This window comes from Bradyrhizobium sp. 134, assembly GCF_023074155.1.
GTDB lineage: Bacteria > Pseudomonadota > Alphaproteobacteria > Rhizobiales > Xanthobacteraceae > Bradyrhizobium.
Genome location: NZ_JADPKX010000046.1, coordinates 133,370 through 155,473, shown reverse-complemented (window position 1 = coordinate 155,473; position 22,104 = coordinate 133,370). Strand labels below are relative to the sequence as shown.

The window sequence follows — 22,104 nt, the reverse complement described above, 5'->3', positions numbered from 1 at the left end:
GGAGTAAACCTCACCGCCAGTGCAACAGCCGTGTCTCCAGCCAGTTGATCACCCGCCCCACCATCAACCCAAACACCGATAAAATCACCACGCCCGCGAGCAGCTGATCCGTCTGCATCAAATTGCCGGCCTGCAGCACGAACGCGCCGATGCCGTATTGCGCGCCGATCATCTCGGCGCTGACGACGAGCAGCAGCGCCACCGACGACGTGATGCGGAAGCCGGCGAGGATCGCGGGCAGCGCGCCCGGCCAGACCACCTTGCGCACGATGGTGGCGAACGGCACGTTGAAGCTTTGTGCCATGCGGATCAGGTTGCGCGGCACCGCGTCGACACCGCTATAGACCGAGATCGCGGTAGAGAAGAACACCCCAAGCGCAATGGTCGCGATCTTGGGCTCTTCACCGATGCCGAGCCAGAGGATCAACAGCGGCAGCAGCGCGATTTTCGGGATCGGAAACAGCGCCGAGATGAAAGTGATGCCGACGCTGCGCGCCAGCCGCGACAGGCCGATGGCAAAGCCAACCGCAACACCGGCCGCCGTGCCGAGCAGCCAGCCGACACCGATGCGCAGGAGCGACGCGGAAAGGTGCTGCCACAGCGCACCCGAGATCGCGAGCTGGTAGATCGCACGCGCGATCGCCGATGGTGGTGGCAGGAACAGCGGATTGACGAGACCGCCGCTGCCCGCCGCCTGCCAGATCGCAATGACCAGCGCGAGCGCGATCCAGCCGCCGAAACGGCTGCTCGCCGGCACGAAGCCGGCGCCGCGAAAACGGACGCGCCGGACCAATTCATCCTTCACAGATGTTCCCGCCGGAGCGCGATCAAGCATGCTGAACCTCGCGCTCGGCATCGATCGCCTCGTTGCGGATCAGCGACCAGATCTGGTTCTGCAGCGCGAGCAGCTTTTCACGGGCTGCAATGTCACCGCGCTCGGTGCGCGTCATCGGTACGCTCACGACCTCGCGAATGCGGCCAGGACGCCGCGACAGCACCACGATGCGATCGGCAAGCCGCGCCGCCTCTTCGAGATTATGTGTGACATAGACCGCGCCCATGCCGCCATCGGCGAGCAGCCGGACGAAATCCTCCATCAGCAGTTCGCGGGTCTGCGAATCCAGCGCCGACAACGGCTCGTCCATCAGGAGAATGGCCGGCCTGACAGCAAGCGCACGCGAAATGCCGACGCGCTGGCGCATGCCGCCGGAAAGCTGCTTTGGATAGGTTTTGCGAAAATCGGTCAGGCCGGTGCGGCGCAAGGCGTCGTCGACCAGCGCGCGGCGCTGCACGGCCGAGAGCTGGGTGTGCAGCAGCGCGAATTCGACGTTCTCCTCCACATTGGCCCAGGGCAGCAGCGCGAAGTCCTGGAACACGAAGGTGAGCGGATTGAGACTGTCCGCCGGCGGCGATCCACGCAGCTCGGGCGCGCCGGACGTCGGCAGCAACAGCCCGCCCAGAATCGACAGCAGCGTGCTCTTGCCGCAGCCCGAGGGCCCTACGATCGCCACCACCTCGCCCGCGCTGACGGTGAACGAGACGTCGTCGAGCACCGCGAGTTCGCCGAAACGATGGGTGATGTGGTTGGCGATCAGGTCCATAGGCTGCGTTCTACTCTCAATCCGCCTTCACAAATTCCTTGGCTATGATCGCATTCGCGTCGAAGCCCTTGTCGGCAAAACCCTGCTCCTGGAGCCATTTGATCTGATTGTCGACGTTCTTCACATCCAGCTTGCCGTCGGGATCGATATAGGCGCAATTGCCGACCACCTGCTCGACCGGCAGGTTCGTATATTTGGCGATGATCTCCAGCAGCGGCTTTGTCTTGTCATTGATCGGCGCGACACCGTCCTTCATCGCGGCAAGGATGACGTCGTGATATTCGCGGTCGGCCTTTGCCAAAGCGCCGAGCAGCTTCGTCACCAGCACCTTGTTGGTCAGCGTCTTCGGTGAAGCGAACACCGCGCCCAATTGCCAGGGTGTCTCGTCGCCGACCCAGCCGAGAAACTTCGCACCGCCGTCGTCCATCAGCTTTCGCGCGGTGGAGATCGGCAGCAGCGCGGCATCCACGGTCTCGCCCTTCAGCGCCGCCGCCGCATTCGACAGCGATTGCAGCGGCACGATCTTCACGTCGGCGAGCTTGAAGCCGTATTTGTCGGCAAGCAGGCCGAGCGAATAGTGAAAGGAGGAGCCGACCTGCGTCATCGCCACGCGCTTGCCCGCGAGATCCTTCGGCGTCTTCAGGCCGCTCGCATAGGCGTTGTTGCTGGCGAAATAGCCGATCAGGGGATAACCGGCCTTCTCGCGGCTCATGCCGCCGATCACCTTGAGCACGCCCTTGCCGGCGAGATTGTAAAGACCGGCGGTGAAGGCGGTGACGCCGAAATCGACGTCGCCGGATGTGGTAGCCACCGCGATCGGCTGCGCCGCATCGAAGAACTTCAGCTCGACGTCGAGGCCGGCCTCGCGGAAATAGCCCTTGTCCTGCGCGATGAAGACTGGCGCGGAGGAGGATAGCCTGAGCACCCCGATCCTGGCCTTCAGCGCGTCCTCGGCTCGGGCCGTGCCCATCGCTGTGATCGCCATCAGGCCAGCTAGCGCGAGCCGCACAATTCCGGTCATTTCGTTTCCTCGCCGTCGTTATCTTGCAGTCGGTTACAAGCCCTCGGGCACGGGCTGGTCCCGTCCGATAAAGGCGCCCTGTTGTTTCAACGTTTCCTGCAGCTTTTCAACGGGGATGTCACGCGGGATCCGGTTTCCGGAGAGCGCCAGCGCGGCGGCGGAACCGGCTGCCTCCCCCATCACGAAACAGGCACCGGAGACCCGGGCCGCCGATTGGCCCTCATGGGTCATCGAGGCGCAGCGACCAGCGACCAGCAGATTGTAGACGCCTTCGGGCACCAGCATGCGGTAAGGCAGCTCGTTATAGCCGCGCGAGTCCGGGATCGGTGGGAAGGTGAAGACGACGTCGCCGGGGACATGGGCCTCGATCGGCCAGCCATTGACCCCGATGGAATCCTCAAACGAGGCGCAGCCGAGCACGTCCTCGCCGCTGAGCTGATAGCCGCCATTGATGCGGCGGGTTTCGCGGATGCCGAGCTGCGGCGGCAGGTCGACGATGTAGGATTTTTCAAAGCCCGGCACGGTGCGCAGGAATTCGAATGCGGCGAGCGCTTGCTTGCGGCCCTCGATCTCGCCGCGGGTGAGATCGTCAGGCTCGATGCCGTTGATGGCATGGCCGTCCTCGCGCGCCACTTGCGTAAAGTTTACCCGCCATTCGATGCCGGATTTCTGCGGCCGGACGATCGCACTTTTGCGCGGGAATGTGTGGGTGCCGGCGGCGGTGGCCTTCTCCATCAATTGCGGGATGGTGCGCCAGGCATCGCCGGCCTTCGCGGGATCGATGCCGTTGAGACGGAGCATCATCGAAGGATACATCGGATGGCCGTGCTCGTCGCCGAATTCGAACGGCGCGCCGGCCCAGACCGCGAGATCGCCGTCGCCGGAGCAATCGATGAAGATCTCCGATCGCACCGCCTGCCGGCCGCCCTTGGTCTCGACCATCAGCGCATCGATGCGCCGATCGTTGCCCATCACGACGCCGGCACCGAGCGCGTGGAAAAGGATGTGCACCTTGTGGCTGGCGAGCAGCTGGTCGGCCGCGATCTTGTAGGCGGCGGTGTCGTAAGCCTGGGCGAAGACCTTGCCGAGAATCAGATGCGGCGCATTGAGGCCGTTCAAGCGATCGATCCGCGCCAGCAGCTCGGACGCCATGCCCTGCACCAGCCGGTGGGCCTCACCGTAAACATTGCCGTGCAGGCCGCAGAAATTGGTGACGCCGGCCGCGGTGCCCATGCCACCGAGAAAGCCGTAGCGCTCGATCAGCAACGTCTTCCGCCCAGCGCGCGCAGCTGAGGCCGCCGCCACGATGCCGGCCGGACCGCCGCCGAGCACGACCACTTCGTATTCGCCATAGATCGGCACATGGCGCGCCGGTTCTTCGATGGTCATGGCCTGCATGGCGCGTTCTGCTCCCGAAATCTCTTGCTTAAGCCGACTATGAATTAACGCGTGCCGGGCTACAATCCACCAAAATACGCGATCAGCTTTCGCGAATCGAGAAAGGTGAAAAATGGACGTCCTCGTGAACCTCCAAGCCTTCCTCGCCACCGCGGACGCCGCCGGATTTTCCGCCGCGGCGAGAAAACTCAATGTCGCAACTTCGGTGGTCGCAAAGCGGGTCACCCAATTGGAGGCGCGGATCGGCACGCCGCTGTTTCATCGCTCGACGCGGCAATTGCGGCTGACCGCGGCCGGCCAGGAATATGTCCAGAGGGCGCGGAGCGTGGTCGCCGATGTCGGCGATCTCCTGTCGCGCATGGGCGAGAAAGGACATGATCTTATCGATCATTTGCGTATCAAGGCACCGACATCGCTGACCATCGCCCGGCTTGCCGATGTGTTCAGCGCGTTCCAGACCCAAAACCCGAAGCTGAAACTCGAGATCGTGCTGATCGACCGCCCCGTCGATCCGGTAACCGAAGGCTTCGATATCGCCATCGGCGCATTCCCGCATTCCTTCGGCGGCGTGGTCGACGAACCCCTGTGCCGATTGAAGCGCCTGTTGTGCGCGTCGCCGTCCTATGTCAGCGCGCACGGCATGCCGCGCCACCCGCGCGATCTCGTCGATCATCGTTGCCTGAGTTTTCTTCCCACCGGCCCGGACTGGGTGTTCGACGGGCCGCGCGACCGTATCACCGTTCAGGTCCGCCCGCTGTTGAGTTCGAACGAGGGCCACGTGCTCGTGAAGAGCGCGATCGCCGGCAACGGCATCGCCTTCATCTCGCACTACCTTGCGGAAGAGGCCCTACGCCAAGGCACGTTGCAGGTCGTGTTGCCGGATTTTCCAATCCCCGATCTATGGGTCAAGGCCACCATTCCCGAGCGACGGGTCCAGGCTGCAGCGGTTCAGGCGCTATTGCGCGAATTGAAGAGTTCGCTGTTGCCGGTGCTGTAAGGCCCGTTTCGTTTGCACCGGCGCCGTCGCCGATTTCTCCGGGAATTCAGGCCGCCGAGCGGATGGTGTGGAGGAAATCGTCGACGTTCGACTTCATTGAATCCGCCTGCTGCTTGAGGGCCGCCGCGACCGTAAGAGCGGCTTCGGCACCGGCGTCGGTCTCGCCCGCCACCGCGCGCACCTGACCGATTTCCTGCGTCACCGCCGTGGTGCCGTTGGCCGCCTCTTCGACGTTGCGGGCGATTTCGCCCGTTGCCGCGCCCTGCTCTTCGACCGCCGCGGCGATCGCGGTGGCGATGTCGGCCATTTCCTTGACGGTGGTGCCGAACTGCTTGATCGCCTGGACCGATTGGCCGGTCGCACTCTGGATCGTCGCGATCTGGCTGGCGATCTGCTCGGTCGCCTGCGCTGTCTGGGTGGCGAGACTCTTGACCTCGCTGGCGACGATCGCGAAGCCCCGGCCGGCGTCACCGGCGCGGGCCGCTTCGATGGTCGCGTTCAGTGCCAGCAGATTGGTCTGACTGGCGATGGCCTGAATCAATTGAATGATGGTGCCGATCTTTTCGGCTGCGTCCGAGAGCCCATGGATCAAATCGGAGGTGCGGTTGGTCTCGTCGGTGGCCCGGTTCGAGACCGCGACGGAGCGATGCACCTGGCTCGAGATTTCGCGGATCGAGGCCGCGAGCTGCTGGGTGGCGGAGGCGACGGTCTGCACGTTCATCGATGCCTGCTCGGCGCGGGTCGCGACCGCTTCGGCGAGCCCGCGACCACGCTCGGCGACCTTTGCCAACTCCTCGGCGCTGCGCCCCATGTCGTCGGCGCGACCACCGACACCGGCAATCACCCCCTGCATGCCCTGCTCGAAGCGGCCGGCAAGATCAGACATCATGCGGGCACGGTCGGCCTCGGTAGCTTCGCGCTGTGCCGTGGCTTCGCCTTCCATACGACGAACCGCCAGTGCGTTTTCGCGGAACACCTCGACGGCACGCGCCATGCGGCCGATTTCGTCGCGCGATTCGCCGCCCGGAATGGGATCATCGAGCTCGCCCGCCGCCAGCGATTGCATCCGGTCTGTCATGCCGCGAATCGGGCCGGATACGCTGGCGCCGATCAGCCATGCGAGCACCGCTCCCAGCAGCAGCGCGCCGGCCGCGGTCGCGATGACGGTCTGTTTGGTTTGATCGACCGCTGCCGAGGTCTTGTCACCCTGCTCGGCGCGCACGGTGCCGAGCTTCGCATTGATCTTGTTGACCTGATCGTCGATCGCCGCACTCGCCTTCTTCAGTTCGGCCTGCCTGGCGCGTAGATCGGCGGCAACCTTGATGACCTCTTCGAGCGCCGTCGTGTCGGCGGCGATCGCGGTCTTGAGTGCTGCGACCAGTGTCTTCAATTTGGGGGCGTCCGCCGTCGCCAGCTCAGCCTCGGTGTCTGCGATCGCCAACTGGGCGTAGGACAACGCCTGTCTGGCGTCGTCGGCATCGCCTGTCGACAAAGTGGAGCCATAGCGCATCACGGTGACGCGCAGCGCGTCGACGACGCCGGCCAGCCGCATCGGGTTGACAAGCCGTTCCGCGTCATCCGAGCGATTGGCGAGCGCAACCTGAATGCCGCTGACATTGAGACCGGCGGCCGCGCCCTGGGCGTCGGTCTTCGTGGTGGCGGCGCGCAGCCGATCCGCGGCATCCGCCGCCGCGGTGAACGACGAACGATAGGTTTCGAGCGCCGTCTTGACCGGGCCGATGCCTTCCGCGATCGCTTGCAGCTTGCCGAATTGCCGATCGGCCTGATCGGCCAGTTTGCCCACGCCGTCGATCGCCTTGGCTGCGGCATCCTTGTCGCCGACATTCCAGGTTCGGATGAATTTCTCGACCGCCGAGTTCGCTTCCAAAAGCGCGGCACGCGCCTGTGACATGCCCGCGTCGCCAGCAGCGCTGGTAACGAGGTCATTGACCGTTCCGCCGATCCGCTCGACCTGGACCACGGCAAAGCCCGCCAGCAGGATCAGGAAGCTGAGAACCAGCGCGAAACCGCCAAACACGCGCGGACGGATGCCGACCCGGGACATCATGTGCGATAATTTCATGGGATCCCGAAATTCTTACTGGGTGGACCGGATGGTGGCGAGCAGATCCTTGCCGAACCGCTTCTCGAATTCCTGATCGAGCGGCTTGACCGCGTCGACGAAGGGTTGGCGATCGAATTTCTCGATCACGTCCATGCCGCCGCTGCGCACCTGCTCGAGCGACGCGGCATCGAGCTTCGCCTGCCATGTCGCCTCCGCTCCCGCCTTTGCCTGCGCGATCAACGTTGCCTGGTCGGCCGGAGTGAGCTGCTCGAACATGGCCCGGTTGGCGATGAACACGACCGGCGCGAAGAAGTGGCCGGTCAATGTGAGGTATTTCTGGACTTCATAGAGACGCGAGCCGGCAATGGTCGGCACCGGATTTTCCTGCCCATCGAGCCGGCCGTCCTTGAGCGCGGTATAGACCAGCGGAAATTCCATCGGGACCACTTCGGCACCGAGCGCCTTGAACGTCATCTGATAGATCGGGTTCGGGATGACACGAATCTTCAGACCCTTGATATCGTCGGGGCTACGAACGGGCCGTTTTGAATTCGTGACGTTGCGGAAGCCCTGTCGGCCAATCGCCAGCAGGGTCAGCCCCTTATCGCCGAATTTGGCGGCGATTGCCGCGCCGGCCGGACCTTGCGCCACGGCCTTGGCGTGAGCCGTATCGCGAAACAGGAAGGGAATGTCGAACACGCCGAGTTCGGGGACGACCGCACTGACCACCGAACCCGACAGCACCGCCATATCGACGGCGCCGGACTGCGTCGCTGCGAGAATGGCGTTCTCGCTCCCGAGCGCATTGGTGGCGCGCTGATCGATCACGATGGGCTTGCCGGGCAATGCCACCAGCTTCTGGCGAAACTCATCCGCCCCGATCTGCTGGGGGCTCCCAAGCTGGGAATTGAACGCCAGAGAGACCAGCCGAGGTGAAGCGGCAACCGGATGCAGGACCAGCAGCGTTGCCGCCGCGACGATCGATCCAGCCTTCCAAAACCCCAGAACTTCTCTGTGCATTCGACACCATGGCGTGACAATTGTCGTAACCATAATGGCCGGGAATGATTGAACTCTTAAGGACGGCCCCGCGGAATTACGGGGATTCGAATCGGTCCCGTGGGCAAGATTTGGGATGGTGCACGATGCAGATCGTATCGAATTGCTGCTGAGCGGCGCGCTCAGGCCTTGCCGCCACTCCAATTCGCCGCGCGCTTCTCCGCGAACGACGCCAGCCCCTCCGCGGCTTCCGCACTCTGGCGCTTCAGCGAATGCAGCTGCACGAGCCGAGTGTAAGCCGCATCGTCCACCGCCATGCCGCCGAACGAGCTCTCCAGCGCCAGCCGCTTGGTCTCGGCCATCGCCTCCGGTCCGTTGGCAAGCAACTGCTCGACCACCTTGGCGCCGGCGGCCTCGAGATCGGCGAGCGGCACGACCTCGTGGACGAGGCCGATGCGGCGGGCGTCCTCGGCACCGAAACGTTCACCTGTCAGCGCGTAGCGGCGGACTTGCCGTACGCCGATGGCATCGCAGAGCTGCGGGATGATGATGGCCGCGGTCAGGCCCCAGCGCACTTCGGTGATCGAGAACAGGGCGTTGTCGGCCGCGATCACGACGTCGCAGGCTGCGATCACGCCGGTGCCGCCGCCGAAGCAGCCGCCCTGCACTAGCGCAACCGTCGGGATCGGCAGCGTGTTGAGCCGCTGCACGGCCTCGAACGTCGCACGCGACGCGGCCTCGTTCGCCTCAGTCGATTGCGGCCGGACGCCGTTGATCCATTTGAGGTCGGCGCCGGCCTGGAAATGCTTGCCATTACCCCGGAGCACGACGACGCGAAGGTTGGGCTTGCTGCCGAGATCGTCCATGGCCGCAAGCACGCCCGCGATCAATGCGCCGTCATAGGCGTTGTTGACCTCCGGCCGGTTCAACGTGACGGTCGCAACCCCACGCGCGTCCAGGGTCCACAGGACGGGGCTGTCGGTCATTGGTGTTCCTCCGCTCGTTTGTTTGGCGCGCACTATGACCGAGGCTCCGCACCTTGATCCATATCTTTCGAGCGTAGGGCAGCCGCGTCCATCGCATGGCGGCTTGTGTCATGCTGTCGCGGGGCGGCATCAAGGGATCAGGGACGGACATTACATGCGCATCTGCATTTTCGGCGCGGGCGCCGTCGGCAGCCATCTCGCGGTCAGGCTGGCCCGCGCCGGCCACGAGGTCTCGTGCGTGATGCGCGGCGCCCACCTGGAGGCGGTCCGGGCCAACGGCCTCAAGCTGCGCGTCGGCGATTCCGAGGTCTCCGCCAAGGTGAACGCCTCCGGCGATCCGGCCCAGCTCGGCCCCCAGGACGTCGTGATCAGCACCTTGAAGGCAACCGCGCTGACCGGGCTGGTCTCCAGTCTCAAGCCGCTGCTGCAGGACGACACCGCCATCGTGTTCGCGCAGAACGGCATTCCCTGGTGGTACGGGATCGGCCTGCCGCCGCGACACCCGACTCCGCCCGACATCTCGTTCCTCGACCCGGGCGGGCGCTTGCGCGCCTGCATTCCGAAGGAGCGGATCGTCGGCGGCGTGGTCTTCTCCTCCAATGAGGTGATCGCGCCCGGTGTGGTGCAGAACCTGACGCCGGACCGCAACCGCCTGCTGATCGGCGAATGCGACGATCGCAATTGCGAGCGCATCACGACGCTGCGCGGTGTCTTCACAGACGCGAGGCTGGAATCGCCGCCGGTCGCCGAGATCCGCGAGGCGATCTGGTCAAAGCTGCTGACCAACATGTCGTTGTCGGTGCTGTGCCTGCTCACCGGCCAGACCGCGCGCGGCGTGCGCGACGATCCTGCGTTCGCCGAGGTTATCCCGCGGATGCTGAACGAGGCCAACGAGATCGCCCAGCACTTCATCCCCGAGGTCAAGCGCGTATCACGCAGCGGCCCCGCCCCCAATCACAAGCCGTCGCTGCTGCAGGATTACGAGCTCGGCCGCGCCATGGAGATCGACGTCCTGGTGAAGGCGCCCCAAGCCTTCGCGCGCACCGCCGGCCTGTCCACGCCAACGCTCGACCTGATCGCCGCCCTCGCGATCCAGAAAGCGCGCGACAAAGGGCTTTATTCGTCGTGAGATTTCAGGCGAGCTTGTCGATCCAGACCACCAGCGCATCAAGCACCTCCGCAAGCGCCTCCTCATTGCTGCGGCCGGACCTTTTGAGCACCGCGAAGGAGTGATCGCCGCCTTCGACCTCGTGCAGCGTCGCTTTCGGGGCAAGAGCGGCGATGACGGGCTTGAGGAGGCCGAGATCGGCGAGCCCGTCGCGGGTGCCTTGCAGGAACAGCATCGGGATCTCGACACGGGCCAGGTGCTCGGCGCGCTCCGTCGACGGCTTCTTGTCGGCGTGCAGGGGAAAGCCGAGGAAGGCGAGCCCTTTGACATCAGGCAGCGGCGTCTTGGACTGCGCCTGCGATGTCATGCGCCCGCCGAAGGATTTTCCGCCCGCGACAAGGTTCACACCTGGGCAGAGCCGCGCGGCTTCCTCGACTGCCGCGCGGATCGTGGCATGGGCGACCGCCGGCTGGTCGGGACGGCCCAGCTTGTTCTCCATGTAGGGAAAATTGAAGCGGAAAGTCGCGATGCCGCGAGCAGCGAGCCCCTCCGCAATCTTGTCCATGGATGCATGCCGCATCCCTGCGCCGGCACCATGGGCCAGCACGTAACAGGCGCGCGCATTGTCCGGCTGTATCAGGATCGCCGAGACCGTGCCGATGCGCTCGATGTCGAGCTTGAGCTCTTTGGTTTTGACGGCCAAGATCAACCATTCCGACAGACGCTACTCCGGCCGCCTTGGTAGCGTCACCGGCGCAGCCTGAAAACACAATAATTGCCGCTGCCGACTGGCCTACCAAGCCGGAACACTGCATCAACCGAGGTTTCCATGTCCTACCGCTCCTCCTGGATGACCGAAGAGCTCGAAATCTTCCGCGACCAGTTCCGGAAATACCTTGCCAAGGATCTGGCCCCGCATGCCGAAAAATGGCGCGAGCAGAAGATGGTCGACCGCTTTGCCTGGCGCGGGCTCGGCGAGATGGGCGCGCTGCTGGCGAGCGTGCCGGAGGAATATGGCGGCCTCGGCGCGACCTTCGCCTATGACGCCGCCGTGCTCGACGACCTCGAAAGCACGGTACCGGAGCTGACGACCGGCGTCTCCGTGCACAGCGCCATCGTCGCCCACTACATCCTCAATTACGGCTCCGAGGAGCAGAAGAAGCGTTGGCTGCCGAAGATGGCCTCGGGCGAGATGGTCGGCGCCATCGCCATGACCGAGCCCGGCACCGGCTCGGATTTGCAGGCCGTCAAGACCACCGCCAGGAAGCAGGGCAATTCCTACGTCATCAACGGACAGAAGACTTTCATCACCAACGGCCAGGCCGCCGATCTCGTGATCGTGGTCGCGCGCACCGGCGATGTCGGCGCCAAGGGCATTTCGCTGATCGTGGTCGAAACCTCAGGCGCGGATGGATACAAGCGCGGGCGCAACCTCGACAAGATCGGCCTGCATGCCTCCGACACGTCCGAGCTGTTCTTCGACAACGTCGCGGTCCCGCCAGACAATTTGCTCGGCGGCGAGGAAGGCCAGGGCTTCGTGCAGCTGATGCAGCAATTGCCGCAGGAGCGCCTCGCGCTCGCCGTCGGCGCGGTCGCCGCGATGGAGCGCGCGATAAAACTCACCGTCGACTACACCAAGGAGCGAAAGGCGTTCGGCAAGCCGCTGATGGATTTCCAGAACACCGCCTTCAAGCTCGCCGAGCGCAAGACCGAAGCGATGATCGCGCGCGTCTTCGTCGACTGGTGCATCGAGCGGCTGGTCGCCAAGGACCTCGACACCGTCACGGCGTCGATGGCGAAATACTGGTGCTCGGAGAAGCAGGTCGAGACCGCCGACGAATGCCTCCAGCTGTTCGGCGGTTACGGCTACATGCAGGAATATCCGATCTCGCGCATCTTCATCGATTCCCGCATCCAGAAGATCTATGGCGGCACGAACGAGATCATGAAGCTGTTGATCGCGAGGTCGCTGTAATCAGGTCGCTGTAGCCGTTACTTCATCCGCTTGTCGGCGGCGATGAAGTCGATGAAAGTCCTCACCTTCGCGGAGAGGTATTTGCGGCTCGGATAGACCGCGAGCAGCTTTGCCTCGAAGATGACTTGCCCGGGCATGAGGTGTTCGAGACGTCCGCCGGCGATGTCCTCGGCGACCAGCCATTTCGGCAGGAAGGCGAGGCCCATACCTGCCAGCGCGGCCATCTGCAGCAGCCTTTCGTTGGCGCTGCGCAGCACCGAATCGAGCTTGATGGTCTCGGTGCCGTGTTCGCCCTGGAAGGAGAAGCTCTCGCCGGGATAAAGCGCGTAGTGCAGCAAAGCCTGGCCGGAGAGATCGGCGAAGGTCGCCGGGCGGCCCGCACGTTTGATGTAGGCAGGAGCGGCAACGAGATAGAACGGGACGTTGGTGATGTGCCGCGCGATCAGCGCCTCGTCGGGCGCGCCGGTCGCGCGAAGTGCGAGATCGAATCCCTCCTCGACCAGATTAACCATCCGTCCGCTGAGATCGACGTCGAGGCGCACCTCCGGATAGCGCGCCTGGTAGTCCGCCAACACACCCGCGAAGATCGTGTTTGCCATCCACACTGGCGCGGTCAGCCGCAGCGTGCCGCGCGGAACGACGGTCGCATTGCTGACGGCAGCCTCGACCTCGTCGAGCGAATCCAGCATCTGACTGGCCTGCTCGAAATAGAGCGCACCGCTTTCGCTCAGGCTGACCCGCCGGCTGGTCCGGTTGAGCAGCCGGGTCCCCAGCCGCTTCTCCAGCTGCATCACATGCTTGCTCGCCATCGCGGGGGAGATGCGCAGGCGCTGGGCTGCGGCCGCGAAGCTCTTCAGCTCGGCGACCAGGCAAAACACCCTCATACTGACCAGAGTATCCATCGAATCATCAACATTGGAGAAATGAACCCATCCCAGAACCTATATTGATCAAACGAATGGAAATTATCAATGGTGGCAACCCCACACCCCTGGAGAACCACCATGTCTGCCACGACCTTTGAGACCGCCGCTCCCGGCCGCGCCCTTCGCATCGGGCTCTGGGCCGCACAGGTCCTTCTCGCCTTCGTCTTCGTCTCGGCCGGCCTGATCAAGCTGCTCACGCCTATTCCCCAGCTGGCCGCGATGATGCCATTTGCGGGCGAGTATTCCGAAACGTTCGTTCGCTCCGTCGCCTTGGTCGATCTCGCCGGCGGCATCGGCATTCTGCTGCCGGCTCTGACGGGGATTCTGCCGCGACTGACGGTGCTGGCCGCGCTGGGCTGTAGCGTGCTGCAGGTCTTCGCATTCGTCTTCCATGTCTCGCGTGGCGAAGCCGCGACGACACCGCTCAATGTCGTCCTGCTCGCGCTCAGCTCGTTCGTGCTGTGGGGACGCGGCCGCAAGGCGCCGATTGCGCCGCGTCAGTTCTGAGCAGCTGGCCGCGGCAGCCATGATTCCAGCCAACGGATGGTCCCGCAGGGGCCTGCTCGCAGCCGCGTCGATCCTCACGGCTGGCGGCACAGCCGCCGCCAGGGAGGATCGTCTCACCGAGGGCGTCGTGATCCTGATCGACAGCAACGAGCCCTATGTCATGGGTCATGCGATCAGCTATTCGGCCAACCTCTCCAAGCATTTTGCCGAGAGGGGTGCGAGATTGCTGATCGAGGTCGTCGCCAACGGCAAGGGCATCGACGTCTTCCGGGCGGACAGGACTCCGCTCGTCGAGCCGCTCGCGACGCTGCGGCAGTCACTGCCCAACCTCGCCTACAGCATGTGCGCGTCGTCAAAAGCGATCGCGGAAGCCAAGGAGCAGATCTCCATTCCGCTGATATCGGGCGCGAGCCTCGTCCCGTTCGGGATCGGACGCGTGGTCGATCTGCAACTCAAGGGCTGGGCTTATATTCATGCATGATAAGCCTCGCGCGCCCGGCACGGCGCTATCCAAGCGATCGCTCCTGATGGCCGCGCCCGCGCTCATTGCATCCCTGTGCGCAAGCCGTGCGCAAAGCGGCGACCAGTCCTGGCCTCCGGTGCTCGAGAGCGGCCGCAACCAGTTCACGGTCGTGCGGCCTCGTGCGCCGATGGCTCCGCTCCGACTTCAGGACCTCAATGGCAGGGATGTCGTTGCGACGGCAAAGCCGGGACACATCTCGCTGGTCAATTTCTGGGCGACATGGTGCGCGGCCTGCCGGCTCGATCTGCCCGCGCTCGCAAGCCTCGCGGGATCGCAGCCTAACCGGGTCGACGTTCTCGCGATCTGCACCGATACGAAGGACTTGCGAAAAATCCGCGCATTCCTCGGCGGCCTGGCCGTGCGAAACCTCGCCTGCTACGTCGACGCGTACGGCGCAATCACGGAATCATCGGCCGGGAATTTCAGGCTTGTCGGGATGCCCGTCACCTATCTGGTCGGAACGAGCGGACAGGTCGAGGGCTACATCACGGGTGCGCCCGACTGGCTCTCGCCGGCAGGCAGCCGCCTGCTGCAATTCTATCGCGAGCAGGGCTAGCACCGCTCAATTCGGATGCCACCAGCGGCCGCCGATCACGACGCCTTCGGAGACGATCTTGCGGTCACCGATCAGGTGCTCGCCGACGACGTCCTCATAGTCGAACTGGCCTTGCTTGATCGAGATCAGCGTGGCGTCGCCGACGCTGCCCGGCTTGAGGCTGCCGAGTTCGGGCCGCCGCAGCGCCATCGCGGCGTTGACGGTCGAGGTTGCGATGACGTCGGACAGCGGCATGCCCATGCACAGGAATTTCGACAGGGTCGTTACTTGGTCGAAGGCCGGGCCGTCGATGCAGAGCTGATGAATGTCGGACGAGATGGTGTCCGGATAGAAGCCGTTGGCGAGCATGGCACGCGCGGTCTTGAACGCGAACGAGCCCTTGCCGTGGCCGATGTCGAACAGCACGCCGCGCTCTCGGGCGTCGAGCACCGCCCGCTTCACCGTGCCCTGCGCGGTCGCGGGCGTGTTGGGGAAGGGCCGGAACGCGTGCGTGAGCACGTCGCCGGGGCGCAGGCGCGCCAGCACCTCCTCGTAGCTCGGCGGCGGATGATCGATATGCGCCATCAGCGGCATGCCGACCTCGTTCGCGACCTCGAGCGCGATGTCGAGCGGCACGACGCCCGACGTGCCCGAGGAGTGCAGACCGACGCGCACCTTGATGCCGACGATGAGGTCGCGGTTGGCGTCGGCCACCTTGGCTGCCTCGATCGGATTCATCAGCCGCAGCTCCTCGCTCTCGCCGACCATGATCCGGTGCGAGAAGCCGAAAATGCCGGCATGCGAGACGTGCAGATAAGCGAGAATGCGGACCTGGCTTGGCTCGATCACATGCTTGCGGAAGCCCGCGAAATTGCCGGGCCCCGCGCTGCCGGTATCGACCGCGGTGGTGACGCCGGAGAGACGGCAGAATTCCTCGGCATCGATGCCGAGAGAAGTGCCGCCCCAATAGACATGGGTGTGGAGATCGATCAGCCCCGGCGTCACGATGTAGCGTGACACATCGCGCACATCGGTGCCCGGATCGGCCTTGAGCCCGGCGCCGATCGCAGCGACCTTTCCGCCGGAAAAGGCGACATCGGTCACGGCATCGAGCTTCTGGGACGGGTCGACCACACGGCCGCCGCGCAGGATCAAGTCGAAAGGCATCGTGGTCTCCGGATGGGGCGGTGAGGCGGGCCGGCAGTCAGTCCGGGCCAGGAAGAAAGCTTCGCGCTTCTAGCAATTTTTGCGCCGACAAGCGTGGCAAACGCGACGATTGCTCACTGAAAAACTGGCGATCCCGGCATGACTCGAACATGCGACCTACGGTTTAGGAAACCGTCGCTCTATCCGGCTGAGCTACGGGACCGCGGAACCCGCAGAGCGGATTACCGGGGCTTCATATCAAAGCGGAGGCGGGATCGGAAGCCCTCACCTCGATCAATGCAAACGCCAGCCGGACAGCCTCATGCCCTGATATTGTTGTCCTTCACCACCTTGCCCCAGATGGCCACCTGCTTGTCGAAGAAGGTCTTGAAGGCGGGACCATCCTCGAGCAGCAGCGTCATCTGCTGGGTCTCCTTGAGCTGCGCCGCGGTCGCGGGCTCGCTCAAAATCTCCTTGGACGCCGTCGCGAGGCCAGCGACGATGTCCGGCGGCGTACCCGTGGGCGCGAAGATGCCCCACCAGGCCAGCGTCTCGAAATCCGGAAAGCCGGCCTCGATCGCGGTCGGCGTCTCCGGCAGGCCCGGCAGCCGCTCGCGGCCGAGTTGCAGGATCGGACGCAGCATGTTGGTGCCGAGCTGGGCTGCTACCAGCGCCGCCGATCCCGCGATCAGATCGACATGGCCGCCGAGCACGTCGTTCATCGCGGGGCCACCGCCGCGATAGGGCACGTGCATGATCTCGACGCCGGCTTTGTTGCCGAGCACGGTCATGGCGAGATGGCCGAGCGTGCCGATGCCGACGGAGGCATATTTCACCGCGCCCGGCGTCGCCTTGCAGGCCGCCACCACGTCGGCAAAGCTCTTGTAGGGTCGGCCGGCACCGGCGGCGATCACGTAGGGCGCGGTGCCGACCAGCAACACCGGCATCAGCTCGCGCTCGACATCGACCGGCGGCTTGTCGAGGATGGACGGGATCACCGCGTGGGAATCGAAGGTGACCAGGAACGTCGAGCCATCAGGCGGGCTCTTGGCGACCTGCGCCGCACCGAGCGCGCCGGCGGCGCCCGACTTGTTCTCGACGATGACGATGCGGTTGAGCTTGGTTTGCAGATGACTCTGGAGCAGCCGCGCCATCGCATCGGTCGATCCGCCCGGCGGAAACGGCACCACCAGCGTGATTTTTGAAGCCTGCGCCAACGCCGGCGTCATCGCGAGAATAGCCGGCGCTGCGAGCAGCGTCCGTCGTGTGATCGTCATGGTATCCCTCCCCTGTTTTCTCGCGCCCGGCTTTTGCTCTTGGCGCTTTAGGTCGTTCCGAAACCGGATCCCGCTTTTCTGTATTCTGGCCGCGGCGGACTGAAGATGTCCAGCACGCGAGCGCCGTCGGGGCCGGCGCGCATGGTGTGCGGCACGTTGCCGGGCGTGCGCCAGAAATCGCCCTTCTTCACGGCAATCTCCTCATCGCCCTGGACACGGATGGCGGAGCCGTCGAGCAGCACGCCCCATTGCTCCTCGGGATGATGGTGCAGCGTGCCTTGCGCATGCGGCGCCAGGGTCACCACCGACAGCATGGCCTGCTCGCCGGAGAAGATGCGCGTGGTCACGCCTGCCGCGAGCTCGCGAAACAATCCGTCGGCTGTGTCGTCGAGATTGTGGAATTCGTCCTTCTGGCTCACGCCATCCTCCCCTTCTTTTTCTCTGATCAGGATTTGCCATACGAGCCCTGATAACGGCCTTCGCAGATCGCCTTCAGCGTCTCCTCCTCGCGCGCGACCTGGGCGCGCACGGCGTCCAGCAGCGCCGCGGCACCGGCGGCGGCAAACGACACCACGCCGTCCTCGTCGCCGACGACGATGTCGCCGGGCGAGATCACGCTGCCGCCGATCGAAACAGGCACGTTGATCTCGCCGGGGCCGTTCTTGTAGGGGCCGCGGTGGATCACCGCGCGGGCGTAGCAGGGAAAGTCGTCGGCCGCGAACGCCGCGACGTCGCGGATCGCGCCGTCGATGACATAGCCTTCGGCTTTGCACCATTGCGCGATATTCTTCATGATCTCGCCCACCAGCGCGCGGGTCTCATCGCCGCCGCCATCGACCACGATGACGTCGCCGGGGCCCACCAGCTCGAGCGCGCGGTGGATGGCAAGATTGTCGCCAGGACGGGTGCGGACCGTGAAGGCCGTGCCCACCAGCTTGGCGCCTCGGTGATAGGGCTTGAGCCCGACGGCGCCCGGCAGCCGGCCGAGATTGTCGGAAATGACCGAGGTCGGCGCACCGCGAAAACCCTCGATGATCTCGGCCGGCGGCTTCAGCACGGCGTTTGCGGCGATGGTAATGGTCATAATCTCAGTCCTTCCCGTGAATTCTCTTAATCGGCGTCCACCCTTGCCTTCGCCGGCCAAATCCGGAAGGCGCGCCCCTCCTCCAGCCACGCCGCGCGCTCGTCGCGCAACAGGGTGCGGCGAACTTTACCGGAATCGTCGCGCGGCGGGGCGGTGACGATCTCGAAGCTCTCCGGATGCTTGTAGCGGCTGAGCCGGTCCTTGAGGAAATCCGCCATGCCGTCGGCGATGGCCTGACCGTCCGCATCGCCCTCCGGCTCGATGATGGCGTGCACGCGCTGGCCCAATTCCGGATCAGGCAATCCCACCACCACGCAGGAGCGCACGCCGGGGCTCTCGGAGACAGCGGCTTCGACCTCGGCGGGATAGATGTTGGCGCCGCCGCGCAGCACCATGTCGGCGAGGCGGTCGCCGAGATAGAGGTAGCCTTCCGCGTCCAGCCTGCCGATGTCGCCGAGCGATTCCCAGCCGTCGGCGCGGCGCTTCGGCTCGGCGCCGAGATAGTGATAGGTGGCATCCTTGCCGTCATTGTTGAGGAAATAGATCTCGCCGCTATCGCCCGGCGCGACGTCGTTGCCGTCCTCGCCGATGATGCGCAGCTTCGCCGTCTCGCCGATCTTGCCGACCGAGCCTTTATGCGTCAGCCATTCCGTGCCTGATATGACGCAGGAGCCTTGGCGTTCGGTGCCGCCATAGAGCTCCCAGACCCTGTCAGGTCCAAGCCAGGCGATCCAGTTTTCCTTCAGCCAGGGCGGCATGGGTGCAGCCATATGAAACACGGTCTGAAGGCTCGAGACGTCGTAGGCGTTGCGCACGCTCTCCGGCAGCGCCCAGATCCGGTGCATCATGGTCGGCACGAAATTGACCCATTGCACGCGCTCTTGCGCGATTTGCCGCAGCGTCTCCTCGGCGTCGAACCTGGTAAGCCCGGTGAGCTGGCCGCCGGTGAACAGCGCGTAGTGCGACACGATGAACGGCGCGTTGTGGTAGAGCGGACCGGGATTGAGCAGCGAGACCCCGAAGGGGATGTTGAGCGGCGGCGCGGCGATGGTGTCGGTCACCGCCGGCTGGTGATCGAGGATCACCTTCGGGCGGCCGGTCGATCCGCCGCTGGTCATGGCTTTCCAATAGCGCGCCACCGGTGCGGTGAGCGGCTCGTCCGAAAAGCCTTCCGGCACGAAATCCGCGGGCAGTCGGTTCGGCGCGTTCCAGTCGACTTCGCCGCCAACCACCAGCGCCGGCTTCAAGATGTCGAGCACCGCGGCGGCTTCGCCGCGCGGCAGCCGCCATGACAGCGAGGTCGGCGTCGCCCCGCATTTCCACACCGCAAACGAGGTCTCGAAGAACGCATTGCCGTTGGGCAAACCGATCGCGACGAAGTCGCCGGGCCTGACGCCCTTGGCCATGAACGCCCGCGCGCGCCGATTGGCGCCGCGCTCCAGCGCGTCCCATGTCAGCGTATCCTGCCCGTGACGGACGGCGATCGTGCCTTGCGGTTTGCGCTCGGCGTACCAGCGCGGCACATCGGACAGGGGCAGCAGCATCAGGCGTTTCCACTTCGTTTTCTTGGCGTCGCCAATGAGGCGACCGCAGGATGAAGTGACGCTGTGACTCCTGCGCCACGTCAAGCAAAAAATGTCAGCATCGCAGTCATGAAATTCCCGGGTTCCATGGGTGACAAGCCGGCCATAAAGGGGCAAAAATCAGCCCGACTCAGTTCGGGTTGAGTTTTGCAAGGAATGCTCTCGTAGAATGTCGGACGTAGTTGCATCGCGTCGTGCGGCGCTTGTGGTTGCCGCAGCAGGATTTTTCCTGCTGGCGCCGTCGCATGCCCAGGCACAATGGTGGAAGCGCGCGCCTGTTGACTTCGAGGCCTGCGCCGACGCCGCCGAAAAAGCCACGACCAAATCCGAGAAGACGGCTGCGCTTGCCGACTGCAACGCCAAATTCGCCGGCCGGCGCAAGGCAGGCGGCGGCTATTCCTATTACGATTTCCTCCAGGACCGCACCTTCGATATCGCCGGCCCCAATCCGACGCCGGAGGAGCAGAAGAAGATCGACGAAGCCTACACCGCCTATCTCGCCAATCAGCGCCGCAGCAATGAAGCCGCGCAGGCCACCGCGCGCCAGCAGCGCGAGCAGCAGGAACAACAGGTGCAGCAGCTCCAGCGGGTCGCGTTGCGAACCGAGGTCGAGCGCGTGCCGGTGCCGGTCGAGCGGCCGAAAGTCCAGCAGGCCGCCATCGGCGACGCGCGGCCGCGGCCGAAGGGCGCGCCCTGCACCAAGGGCTCGTTCTCCTGCGAATGGCCGCGGCTGTCGGATGGTTTGAACGACATCAAGAAGCTGTTCAGCCCGACGCCGAGCAAGCCCGCTAAGAAGGGCTGAGTCTCGGCAGCAGCTACAAACTCCGCTGGTCGTCCCGGCCTAGCGCGCAATTGCGCGCGGGGGGCCGGAACCCATCACCCCAAGGGGTAGTTGTGGGGCGAGACTGGTAACCGCGAGTCTTCGCCAAATGCAATTCGGTGGTTATGGGTCCCGGCCCCCCGCGCGCAATTGCGCGCTAGGCCGGGACGACGACTGAAGATGTGGTCTCAGCCGTCCAACTCACACCCAAAGCCGCGCCTCAGTTCGTGTGCTTCTTCTTGCTGCGCTTGGGAGACGCAACGGGCGCATTCGCAGGCGTCGTGGTCGTCGGAGAACTGCCCAATTGCGACCTGCTCTCCTGCAATCGCCTGTCATAGCCGGGAGAGTTCATGACCGTCGGCGGCCGGGCCTCCGCGACCGAGGACGCGGCGCAGAGCACGGCCAACGCGAATCCGATCGTCAGACGACGTTTCATCGTTGCTCCTCCCGTCGCGTTATCCGCGAACCCGCTGCGGCGTCAGCCGCGGTGAGCCCTTGCCCGCGGCCTCAGCCTCTTTGATCAGCGCAACAATGCGGCGCGACAGCGGCACGTCGACATTGTTTTGTTCGGCGAGCGCGATGATCGCGCCCTGGAGATAGTCGATCTCGGTCTTGCGGCCCTGCTTCAAATCCTGCCACATCGAGGAACGCGCCTCGGGATCGATCTTCATGGTCCGTCCCAGGATCAGCTTGAAAATCGGATCAGGCAGTCTCAGTAAGCTGGGCGTCCAGGATGACGGGATCGGCGTCGCCGAGACCGGTGTAATGCCCGCGGCCCTCATCGCAGCCAGCCCCTCCGCCATCTGGTCGGCGAACAGCCTTCGCCAATCGCGGCTCGCCAATTGCGCGGCGAGCGGCATGTCGGACAAGGCGCTGAGCGCGTTGTTCAAATTGATGATCAGCTTGCCCCATTGCACGCCGGTGATGTCGTGGCTCGCGCGCATGGCGAGCCCCGGCACCGACAGCGCTGCGGCCGTGCTCGCATCATCCTCGCCGACATGAATGTCGCCGGAGGTCGAGCGGTGGAAGCGGCCCTCGCCCATCCCGACCACGTTGAAAGGCACCATGCCGGCGAGCACGCGGCGGTCGCCGAGGCGCTCGCGCAGCACCGCGACATTGCCGACGCCGTTTTGCAGCGAGACGATGACGGCGTCCTGCGGCGCATGCTGCGCGATCTGGTCGGCGACACCGGCCGTGTCGGCGCTCTTCACCGTGACCAGCACGATGCCGGCACTGTGGAAGATCGCGGGATCTTCCGACAGCGCGAGTTGGCCCGGGTCGAGCTTCGTCTCGGAGCCGACGAAATCGGTCAGAACCAGGCCGAACCGCTCGATCTCGGTCTTCACCCGCGGCCGCACCAGGAACGCGACGCGGCGGCCGGCAGCCGCCAAGGTGCCGCCGACGAAACATCCGATGGCGCCTGCGCCGGCCACCACGATCGGTCGATCCGCCATCACCTCGGCCTGCCCCCTTTAACGATCTGCCCTCGATAGCAGAGGCTGTGCCTGCTGCCCATTCCCGCAGTTGCGGCGCAATCGCCTTGTAACCGTCAT

At 64.8% G+C, this 22,104-nt stretch carries 23 protein-coding genes and 1 tRNA gene; 7 read left to right on the top strand and 17 right to left on the bottom strand.

From position 1 onward, the window contains the following. Positions 1-10 precede the first annotated feature (10 nt). From IVA75_RS18155 to IVA75_RS18140, 4 genes are read right to left on the bottom strand one after another with little or no spacing between them, the layout of a single operon-like run. Positions 11-835, bottom strand: a complete 825-nt coding sequence (locus tag IVA75_RS18155) for an ABC transporter permease (protein ID WP_247283097.1) — start codon at positions 833-835, stop codon at positions 11-13. Further along, a complete protein-coding gene (locus IVA75_RS18150; protein WP_247283095.1) occupies positions 828-1,601 on the bottom strand; it encodes an ABC transporter ATP-binding protein in 774 nt (257 codons plus the stop codon). The genes IVA75_RS18155 and IVA75_RS18150 overlap by 8 nt, the downstream gene beginning before the upstream one ends. 16 nt (positions 1,602-1,617) lie before the next feature. Further along, positions 1,618-2,622 (bottom strand): ABC transporter substrate-binding protein, encoded by a 1,005-nt coding sequence (locus tag IVA75_RS18145; RefSeq protein ID WP_247283094.1) that lies wholly within the window; start codon positions 2,620-2,622, stop codon positions 1,618-1,620. Between the two features lie 33 nt (positions 2,623-2,655). Beyond that, positions 2,656-4,020, bottom strand: a complete 1,365-nt coding sequence (locus tag IVA75_RS18140) for an FAD-dependent oxidoreductase (RefSeq protein WP_247283092.1) — start codon at positions 4,018-4,020, stop codon at positions 2,656-2,658. Between the two features lie 112 nt (positions 4,021-4,132). Between IVA75_RS18140 and IVA75_RS18135 the strand changes: the two genes are divergently transcribed. After that, complete coding sequence (locus IVA75_RS18135; RefSeq protein ID WP_247283090.1) at positions 4,133-5,017, top strand: LysR family transcriptional regulator; 885 nt, start codon at positions 4,133-4,135, stop codon at positions 5,015-5,017. A 46-nt stretch (positions 5,018-5,063) separates the two neighbouring features. Here the strand turns inward: IVA75_RS18135 and IVA75_RS18130 are convergent, their stop codons facing one another. The 3 genes from IVA75_RS18130 to IVA75_RS18120 all read right to left on the bottom strand — a co-directional run bounded on the left by IVA75_RS18130 (position 5,064) and on the right by IVA75_RS18120 (position 9,067). Continuing rightward, positions 5,064-7,100, bottom strand: a complete 2,037-nt coding sequence (locus IVA75_RS18130; protein WP_247283088.1) for a HAMP domain-containing methyl-accepting chemotaxis protein — start codon at positions 7,098-7,100, stop codon at positions 5,064-5,066. 15 nt (positions 7,101-7,115) lie between these two features. Continuing rightward, positions 7,116-8,102: a TRAP transporter substrate-binding protein gene (locus IVA75_RS18125; protein ID WP_247283086.1), complete on the bottom strand. Its 987-nt coding sequence runs from the start codon at positions 8,100-8,102 to the stop codon at positions 7,116-7,118. 161 nt (positions 8,103-8,263) lie between these two features. Next, complete coding sequence (locus IVA75_RS18120) at positions 8,264-9,067, bottom strand: enoyl-CoA hydratase-related protein (protein ID WP_247283084.1); 804 nt, start codon at positions 9,065-9,067, stop codon at positions 8,264-8,266. A gap of 154 nt (positions 9,068-9,221) precedes the next feature. Here IVA75_RS18120 and IVA75_RS18115 point away from each other — a divergent pair, with 154 nt between their 5' ends. Then, the gene (locus IVA75_RS18115) at positions 9,222-10,196 is read left to right on the top strand and encodes a ketopantoate reductase family protein (protein ID WP_027569978.1); all 975 of its coding nucleotides are present in this window, start codon (positions 9,222-9,224) and stop codon (positions 10,194-10,196) included. A 4-nt stretch (positions 10,197-10,200) separates the two neighbouring features. Here the strand turns inward: IVA75_RS18115 and IVA75_RS18110 are convergent, their stop codons facing one another. Beyond that, positions 10,201-10,878 (bottom strand): alpha/beta family hydrolase, encoded by a 678-nt coding sequence (locus IVA75_RS18110; protein WP_247283082.1) that lies wholly within the window; start codon positions 10,876-10,878, stop codon positions 10,201-10,203. 126 nt (positions 10,879-11,004) lie between these two features. Here IVA75_RS18110 and IVA75_RS18105 point away from each other — a divergent pair, with 126 nt between their 5' ends. Beyond that, positions 11,005-12,150 (top strand): acyl-CoA dehydrogenase family protein, encoded by a 1,146-nt coding sequence (locus IVA75_RS18105; RefSeq protein WP_018452979.1) that lies wholly within the window; start codon positions 11,005-11,007, stop codon positions 12,148-12,150. A 17-nt stretch (positions 12,151-12,167) separates the two neighbouring features. Here the strand turns inward: IVA75_RS18105 and IVA75_RS18100 are convergent, their stop codons facing one another. Continuing rightward, positions 12,168-13,052 carry a LysR family transcriptional regulator gene (locus IVA75_RS18100; RefSeq protein ID WP_247283080.1) on the bottom strand — a complete coding sequence of 295 codons (885 nt, stop codon included), beginning with the start codon at positions 13,050-13,052 and terminating at the stop codon, positions 12,168-12,170. A 102-nt stretch (positions 13,053-13,154) separates the two neighbouring features. Here IVA75_RS18100 and IVA75_RS18095 point away from each other — a divergent pair, with 102 nt between their 5' ends. The 3 genes from IVA75_RS18095 to IVA75_RS18085 are packed head-to-tail and all read left to right on the top strand — an operon-like array spanning position 13,155 to position 14,662. After that, the gene (locus tag IVA75_RS18095; RefSeq protein WP_247283078.1) at positions 13,155-13,583 is read left to right on the top strand and encodes a DoxX family protein; all 429 of its coding nucleotides are present in this window, start codon (positions 13,155-13,157) and stop codon (positions 13,581-13,583) included. A gap of 19 nt (positions 13,584-13,602) precedes the next feature. Beyond that, entirely contained in the window at positions 13,603-14,064 is a 462-nt protein-coding gene (locus IVA75_RS18090) for a hypothetical protein (RefSeq protein WP_247283076.1), read from the top strand. Beyond that, the gene (locus tag IVA75_RS18085) at positions 14,057-14,662 is read left to right on the top strand and encodes a TlpA disulfide reductase family protein (RefSeq protein ID WP_247283074.1); all 606 of its coding nucleotides are present in this window, start codon (positions 14,057-14,059) and stop codon (positions 14,660-14,662) included. Before IVA75_RS18090 ends, IVA75_RS18085 begins: the two co-directional genes overlap by 8 nt. Before the next feature lie 6 nt (positions 14,663-14,668). Here IVA75_RS18085 and IVA75_RS18080 read toward each other — a convergent pair whose 3' ends face one another. The 6 genes from IVA75_RS18080 to IVA75_RS18055 form a co-directional block, all read right to left on the bottom strand. Beyond that, positions 14,669-15,808, bottom strand: coding sequence for an amidohydrolase/deacetylase family metallohydrolase (locus IVA75_RS18080; protein ID WP_247283072.1), 1,140 nt, complete (start codon positions 15,806-15,808; stop codon positions 14,669-14,671). Positions 15,809-15,933: 125 nt separating this feature from the next. Beyond that, positions 15,934-16,010 (bottom strand) — tRNA-Arg (locus IVA75_RS18075). Between the two features lie 97 nt (positions 16,011-16,107). After that, a complete protein-coding gene (locus IVA75_RS18070; RefSeq protein WP_247283070.1) occupies positions 16,108-17,064 on the bottom strand; it encodes a tripartite tricarboxylate transporter substrate-binding protein in 957 nt (318 codons plus the stop codon). Between the two features lie 47 nt (positions 17,065-17,111). After that, positions 17,112-17,483 (bottom strand): cupin domain-containing protein, encoded by a 372-nt coding sequence (locus IVA75_RS18065; protein WP_247283068.1) that lies wholly within the window; start codon positions 17,481-17,483, stop codon positions 17,112-17,114. Between the two features lie 26 nt (positions 17,484-17,509). Then, the gene (locus IVA75_RS18060) at positions 17,510-18,148 is read right to left on the bottom strand and encodes an RraA family protein (RefSeq protein WP_247283065.1); all 639 of its coding nucleotides are present in this window, start codon (positions 18,146-18,148) and stop codon (positions 17,510-17,512) included. A 26-nt stretch (positions 18,149-18,174) separates the two neighbouring features. Then, positions 18,175-19,692, bottom strand: a complete 1,518-nt coding sequence (locus IVA75_RS18055) for an AMP-binding protein (protein ID WP_247283064.1) — start codon at positions 19,690-19,692, stop codon at positions 18,175-18,177. A 208-nt stretch (positions 19,693-19,900) separates the two neighbouring features. Between IVA75_RS18055 and IVA75_RS18050 the strand changes: the two genes are divergently transcribed. Beyond that, a complete protein-coding gene (locus IVA75_RS18050; protein ID WP_007599309.1) occupies positions 19,901-20,533 on the top strand; it encodes a hypothetical protein in 633 nt (210 codons plus the stop codon). A 238-nt stretch (positions 20,534-20,771) separates the two neighbouring features. Here the strand turns inward: IVA75_RS18050 and IVA75_RS18045 are convergent, their stop codons facing one another. Then, positions 20,772-20,987: a hypothetical protein gene (locus IVA75_RS18045; RefSeq protein ID WP_247283062.1), complete on the bottom strand. Its 216-nt coding sequence runs from the start codon at positions 20,985-20,987 to the stop codon at positions 20,772-20,774. Between the two features lie 19 nt (positions 20,988-21,006). Continuing rightward, a complete protein-coding gene (locus tag IVA75_RS18040) occupies positions 21,007-22,008 on the bottom strand; it encodes a 2-dehydropantoate 2-reductase (protein WP_247283060.1) in 1,002 nt (333 codons plus the stop codon). Positions 22,009-22,104 lie beyond the last annotated feature (96 nt).

What these genes read in the sequence shown, in the direction of transcription:
- IVA75_RS18080 (WP_247283072.1), bottom strand. Translation starts at nt 15,808, where the DNA reads ATGCCTTTCGACTTGATCCTGCGCGGCGGCCGTGTGGTCGACCCGTCC.
- IVA75_RS18130 (WP_247283088.1), bottom strand. Translation starts at nt 7,100, where the DNA reads ATGAAATTATCGCACATGATGTCCCGGGTCGGCATCCGTCCGCGCGTG.
- IVA75_RS18055 (WP_247283064.1), bottom strand. Translation starts at nt 19,692, where the DNA reads ATGCTGCTGCCCCTGTCCGATGTGCCGCGCTGGTACGCCGAGCGCAAA.
- IVA75_RS18090 (WP_247283076.1), top strand. Translation starts at nt 13,603, where the DNA reads ATGATTCCAGCCAACGGATGGTCCCGCAGGGGCCTGCTCGCAGCCGCG.
- IVA75_RS18105 (WP_018452979.1), top strand. Translation starts at nt 11,005, where the DNA reads ATGTCCTACCGCTCCTCCTGGATGACCGAAGAGCTCGAAATCTTCCGC.
- IVA75_RS18115 (WP_027569978.1), top strand. Translation starts at nt 9,222, where the DNA reads ATGCGCATCTGCATTTTCGGCGCGGGCGCCGTCGGCAGCCATCTCGCG.
- IVA75_RS18140 (WP_247283092.1), bottom strand. Translation starts at nt 4,020, where the DNA reads ATGCAGGCCATGACCATCGAAGAACCGGCGCGCCATGTGCCGATCTAT.
- IVA75_RS18095 (WP_247283078.1), top strand. Translation starts at nt 13,155, where the DNA reads ATGTCTGCCACGACCTTTGAGACCGCCGCTCCCGGCCGCGCCCTTCGC.
- IVA75_RS18120 (WP_247283084.1), bottom strand. Translation starts at nt 9,067, where the DNA reads ATGACCGACAGCCCCGTCCTGTGGACCCTGGACGCGCGTGGGGTTGCG.
- IVA75_RS18100 (WP_247283080.1), bottom strand. Translation starts at nt 13,052, where the DNA reads ATGGATACTCTGGTCAGTATGAGGGTGTTTTGCCTGGTCGCCGAGCTG.
- IVA75_RS18155 (WP_247283097.1), bottom strand. Translation starts at nt 835, where the DNA reads ATGCTTGATCGCGCTCCGGCGGGAACATCTGTGAAGGATGAATTGGTC.
- IVA75_RS18135 (WP_247283090.1), top strand. Translation starts at nt 4,133, where the DNA reads ATGGACGTCCTCGTGAACCTCCAAGCCTTCCTCGCCACCGCGGACGCC.
- IVA75_RS18145 (WP_247283094.1), bottom strand. Translation starts at nt 2,622, where the DNA reads ATGACCGGAATTGTGCGGCTCGCGCTAGCTGGCCTGATGGCGATCACA.
- IVA75_RS18070 (WP_247283070.1), bottom strand. Translation starts at nt 17,064, where the DNA reads ATGACGATCACACGACGGACGCTGCTCGCAGCGCCGGCTATTCTCGCG.
- IVA75_RS18050 (WP_007599309.1), top strand. Translation starts at nt 19,901, where the DNA reads ATGTCGGACGTAGTTGCATCGCGTCGTGCGGCGCTTGTGGTTGCCGCA.
- IVA75_RS18085 (WP_247283074.1), top strand. Translation starts at nt 14,057, where the DNA reads ATGCATGATAAGCCTCGCGCGCCCGGCACGGCGCTATCCAAGCGATCG.
- IVA75_RS18150 (WP_247283095.1), bottom strand. Translation starts at nt 1,601, where the DNA reads ATGGACCTGATCGCCAACCACATCACCCATCGTTTCGGCGAACTCGCG.
- IVA75_RS18045 (WP_247283062.1), bottom strand. Translation starts at nt 20,987, where the DNA reads ATGAAACGTCGTCTGACGATCGGATTCGCGTTGGCCGTGCTCTGCGCC.
- IVA75_RS18125 (WP_247283086.1), bottom strand. Translation starts at nt 8,102, where the DNA reads ATGCACAGAGAAGTTCTGGGGTTTTGGAAGGCTGGATCGATCGTCGCG.
- IVA75_RS18060 (WP_247283065.1), bottom strand. Translation starts at nt 18,148, where the DNA reads ATGACCATTACCATCGCCGCAAACGCCGTGCTGAAGCCGCCGGCCGAG.